The organism is Anaerostipes butyraticus, from assembly GCF_016586355.1.
Classification (GTDB): Bacteria; Bacillota; Clostridia; order Lachnospirales; family Lachnospiraceae; genus Anaerostipes; species Anaerostipes butyraticus.
This window is the reverse complement of the sequence record NZ_BLYI01000078.1, coordinates 1-4,547: the sequence shown is the minus strand read 5'-3', so window position 1 is coordinate 4,547 and position 4,547 is coordinate 1. Positions and strand designations below refer to the sequence as shown.

The window sequence follows — 4,547 nt, the reverse complement described above, 5'->3', positions numbered from 1 at the left end:
TCTGCAGCTGCCTTGACGCCAATTTCATCGGACAGTTCAAGAGCCTGTAGTTTGAATTCCTTATCGTATTGCATGTCTCCACCTTCCTTAATGATATATTATCATCTTTTGGTGGATTTAACGACTGCATTTAAATGATACTACTCCACTACGATAAAAATGTATGTTACCGCAGATGAAGTTGTTGAATTACTCGGAGTATCCAAAGGATCCGCATATAAAATCATTTGAGTACTAAATGATGAGTTGAAAGCAAAAAGGTTTCGAGTGATTTCAGGTAAAGTGCCAGGAAAGTATTTTCAGTAAAAGTTTTATGGAATGGTAGTGTAGAAGAAAGGAGATGATATGTCGCAACAAGAGACAGGAAATTATAGCGTAGCTAGTTTTATTATGAAGACTGCGGGGAGTACGCCGAAAAAAGAACAAACGAGGGTTTAAAACCAAAGGAGAAGCAGATAAATGGGAAAGAAATTTTTCCGAAACAGCAGAAGAATCTAAAAACTTCGTGGAAATTTTGCCTGAAAATCCACAGGTAGTAGTCATTATACATTTCGAAAATCTGGATGCTGGCCAATTACGATACCAAAGCATGAACAAATTAAAAAGGTTTATAAGGAACTTGTGAGATTGATTGTAGAAAGTGAGGTGAGAAACGATGAAGACACTGTATGATTATATGAAGGTGTCTTATAGAGTGGAAATCATAGAATATAAAGATGAAGGCGGATATGTGGTTTCTTATCCTGATTTGTCGGGCTGTATTACATGTGGAGAAAAGATTGAAGTTATGGTTGCAAATGTGGTAGATGCAAAGAAGGCATGGATTGAAGTTACACAGGAAGAAGGAATTTAGATGTATGAGCCAGATAATTCAGAAGATTATTCCGGACAATTTAAGCTAAGAATCCCTCAGAGTCTGCACAGCTTTTTTGTTCGGCATTCTAAAAGAGAGGGGATCAGTATGAATCAGTACTGTAGTACTGTGTTTGTCTCCATTTCTAAGAATGATGCAGTTTATTCAAAATAGCGAAGACCACTGTTTTGGAACATATAAGATGAAGTGGTAATATTTTGGCAACAGAAAATCAGTGAACTAAAATAACTGATGTATATATAAATAAATATCGGTGTGAAGCCACAAAAACTTAAATAAATATAGTTAATGGCGACAAAGGATATGCCAAGTTTGAGTGATGAAAATTTAAGATGAGTTATTTTCATAGTATTATTATTTCTGAACATTAGATATTGAAACCTAAAACAATGGATGCAATCAGTATTGTTTCAAAATGAGGACGCTATGGTGATTCTGTATGAGCATAAATTTAAAATATAAATAATAGAGGAATCAACAAAAATTAACTCCTCTAAAAAATATGCTCTTGAGCCACGTAGGCCATCAAGATACTTTCAATCATAGTATATGCTGGTCATACATCTTTAACCAGTAAATATTATAGAGAGGATATAAATATTTGTCAAGTGTTGAAAGTGGCATACAGTTTTGACAGGTAAATCTCCCTATGACCTGCCTTTTTTCTTAAATTTTTTTCAACTTTTTTATGTGATCTGAAAAGTTATCTACACTCATACTCTATACTTTCTTCAGATGATAATACTTATACAGCTGTTTCATAAAATCCGATATCTGTTCCATCAGATAATGGTTCTTCTACGCCTGGTCGTTCCAGTTGCAACTATGCGTGATGTTTACCCATCTTTTCTGCATTCCTTTCGGTGATCCTCATGTGCTCAGCCATTGGAAATTTCTGCTCTCCTCTCCTTTTTCTCCGTTATCTATTTATATTCCTCTGTTATACTCGGTATACTCCATTTTATAACGGATCAGAAAATTCTATCTATATCTCCTGCACAAAGCCATGATCAAATCTGATGCATATAGACTGTCTGCCAGCAGGATCGGCAGACGGGGAAACCTCTTCTTGATCCGTTCCGCCAGACGTTTGAATGCTTTCGTTTCACAGTCCTGTTTGATCTCATCATTGCTCATTTTTTTCTGACGTTCCCCATCTTCCCATAGTTCTCGATGACCTCACCCCACCGATACTCGCTACCAGTTTTACTCCAAACAGGATCTTTGCCTTCTGCATATCCCTGTGGTATATGATAGTTTCTTTCTCTGTCCCCTTATCACACCTCATCTCCAGGCAATGCTCGTTCAGCTTCCTTCTGCCAATGTAGAACTGAGTCCCATCTCTTCTATCTCATATTTTCAAAACACTGTCCCCGGATCAGATGATACACCAGATTCTGCTTGACCGCTTCCAATTCCTTTGGATCCAGCTTTTTCAGATATTCATTTTCTGTTGCGTGGTGGGGAGAGGACATACGCCCTTTCTTTCCCATCTATGAATAGGGATATATTTTTAGAAATCGTCGCATCATTGAATCTTTCGCGCATTTTCTGCATGCTGTCGATCTTTGCGATTCCCTTATAATACAAAGTACCGAGTATCATCCGGTTTGAATATGTGATATAGCTTGGATGCCTGAGATCTTTTGTCTGAGTGAATTTTCAGGATAGCTGACTGTAAAATCTGTTTTAGACCTTATTGAGTTCCCTGGTCGGATTTTTTTCAAGTTTCTTTTGGATCCTTTATTCCTTTCTTACCATTTTGACCTCACTGCGAAAATAGTTTTATTTTCGAAGTGAAGCTGTGTATCCTCAATGGATTTAGTGCGAATTATTTTTACTTGTCAAAACTAAGGGGCATATGTTACTGTAAAACTCTCGTGCTTAAAAAATACAGTATAATTATTAAAGTATTGCTTAATGAAAAAAAGTAACCTATAATTATTAGGAACAGAAATTAGAATATTTTGTCATTTAATATAGTGTTTACAGGAATCCTCATTGTTCCTTAAGGAGGATTTTTTATAAGGAGAAAAATGTATTACATTATTGATAATTTTGAAAAGAAAACACCTTCAAATATTGCTGTAGAAACAGTTAAGTTGGCATGTGGAAGTAGTATAAATGTCTATTTAATTGAAACAGTGCACGACTTAACACAGTTTATCGGATTTGGAAAATATAAAAACAACAAAATAGGGAATGTGTATTTTAGAGGTCAAACTTCTTTATATAATGGTTCAATGATTCCTTCTCTCTATCGTGGAAAGACTAGGCTTGATAGTATAACATGGAAATATAATGAACGAATTAATGCAGCAATTAAAGGAAAAAGGATTTTTAGACAATATAATAGAGCTGTTTTTGAACCTTTAATTCAACATTATGGTGTACGAACACCATATATTGATTTGGTAGATAATGTATGGGTGGCTTTGTGGTTTGCGTTACATCAAGCTAAAGCTGTGTCAATTAATACGCATGAGTATGTATATTACTATGACTCAAAAGAAGAGTATGCTTATATTATTCTTATGGTTTCTGATGCAAGAGAGGAAACAAAGCAATTTGGAGTTTATAAAGGGACAGATACAACTTTGGTTGATCTCCGAAAGGCAACACCGTCTTATTTTTTGAGACCACATGCGCAACATGCATATATGATTAAAAAAAATGTAGAATTTCCCGGTGACTGTAGCGATTTGATTGTTGGAATAGCAAAAATACCAACGAGTATCGGGTTTAAATGGTTGGGATCAAATGAATTTTTATCTTTAAGCAGTTTATTCCCTGCGGCGTATTTTGATTATGGATATAGAATATTATTAAAAAACTATCCAGAAGAGGAGAATGCAGGTGTAGTCAACCAATATGGATCAATTCAAATTTTGACAGATTAGCAGGGATTAATTCGATAAATCATAATCAAATTAATCTTTCTCATAATAATACTACAATAAGTGAATACAGAAATTACATAGCCGGAAGGTTTTCAATTTACCAAAATCTTCCGGCTTTTGTCATGCCTATTTTTTTACACAGCCATTTGCCTACATGGGAACTACGCCGCCATAGATGGAAGGGACACACAAAGCCATGTAAAACGAAAAATCAGGATGCTTTACTTTGTGTACCAAAATTAACTATTTTCGTACCAGATACAGAGAAATGCCCATCTTCTTGGCTTATTCATCTGAGATAGTAACTTGAAAATCCTTGATTTTAAAAGGAAAATTACTTGATAATATAGTGGGACCCGTATGGCGAATTACAGAGTAATTGCGATTGCCAACCAAAAGATAGAATGGGAAAAACCATCACAATTATCAACTTAAGGATCGGGTAGTCCAAAAACATACTTTTCTAATGAGTATAGTATACATAATAGCTCAGAACGTATAAATAAGTTTAGAATATTTTCTGACGTACCATTTGTAATATACGAATATCAGATACATATCTGACATTTTCTGCTATTATAATTTCTGCAGTAAATTTACATTGTCAGCTGCAGTAAATTTTATAGAAGTCGAGGAAAATATGTGATACACTTATTATAATTAAAAGTTAATCATAATTCTAAACACTAATGAGAGGAAAAGTAAATACGAATTTTAGTATTTATCAGAAAGGACAATGGACGAAAAGCAGTTAATGAATGAAGCTTTGAATA

Annotated in this window: 3 protein-coding genes and 3 pseudogenes; 4 read left to right on the top strand and 2 right to left on the bottom strand. The window is 34.7% G+C overall.

Features of this window, described 5'->3' with window-relative positions; genetic code table 11:
• Positions 1 to 397: 397 nt before the first annotated feature.
• The 3 pseudogenes from JMF81_RS16965 to JMF81_RS16850 form a co-directional block, all read left to right on the top strand.
• Positions 398 to 454, top strand: a pseudogene (locus JMF81_RS16965) (Arm DNA-binding domain-containing protein); the annotation flags it as partial.
• Between the two features lie 77 nt (positions 455 to 531).
• A pseudogene (locus tag JMF81_RS16960) lies at positions 532 to 672 on the top strand (toxin HicA); the annotation flags it as partial.
• Positions 656 to 1,027 (top strand): annotated as a pseudogene (locus JMF81_RS16850) (type II toxin-antitoxin system HicB family antitoxin). The pseudogenes JMF81_RS16960 and JMF81_RS16850, both read left to right, overlap by 17 nt.
• Before the next feature lie 828 nt (positions 1,028 to 1,855).
• Here JMF81_RS16850 and JMF81_RS16245 read toward each other — a convergent pair.
• Together JMF81_RS16245 and JMF81_RS16575 are read right to left on the bottom strand one after the other, a co-directional pair.
• Complete coding sequence (locus JMF81_RS16245) at positions 1,856 to 2,011, bottom strand: hypothetical protein (RefSeq protein ID WP_201312472.1); 156 nt, start codon at positions 2,009 to 2,011, stop codon at positions 1,856 to 1,858.
• 209 nt (positions 2,012 to 2,220) lie between these two features.
• The gene (locus tag JMF81_RS16575) at positions 2,221 to 2,349 is read right to left on the bottom strand and encodes a hypothetical protein (RefSeq protein WP_279323903.1); all 129 of its coding nucleotides are present in this window, start codon (positions 2,347 to 2,349) and stop codon (positions 2,221 to 2,223) included.
• Positions 2,350 to 2,910: 561 nt separating this feature from the next.
• Here JMF81_RS16575 and JMF81_RS16240 point away from each other — a divergent pair.
• A complete protein-coding gene (locus tag JMF81_RS16240; RefSeq protein ID WP_201312471.1) occupies positions 2,911 to 3,774 on the top strand; it encodes an FRG domain-containing protein in 864 nt (287 codons plus the stop codon).
• Positions 3,775 to 4,547 lie beyond the last annotated feature (773 nt).

Excerpts from the sequence above, each read along its gene's own strand:
- JMF81_RS16245 (WP_201312472.1), bottom strand. The coding sequence starts at position 2,011 with ATGAGCAATGATGAGATCAAACAGGACTGTGAAACGAAAGCATTCAAA.
- JMF81_RS16575 (WP_279323903.1), bottom strand. The coding sequence starts at position 2,349 with ATGTCCTCTCCCCACCACGCAACAGAAAATGAATATCTGAAAAAGCTG.
- JMF81_RS16240 (WP_201312471.1), top strand. The coding sequence starts at position 2,911 with ATGTATTACATTATTGATAATTTTGAAAAGAAAACACCTTCAAATATT.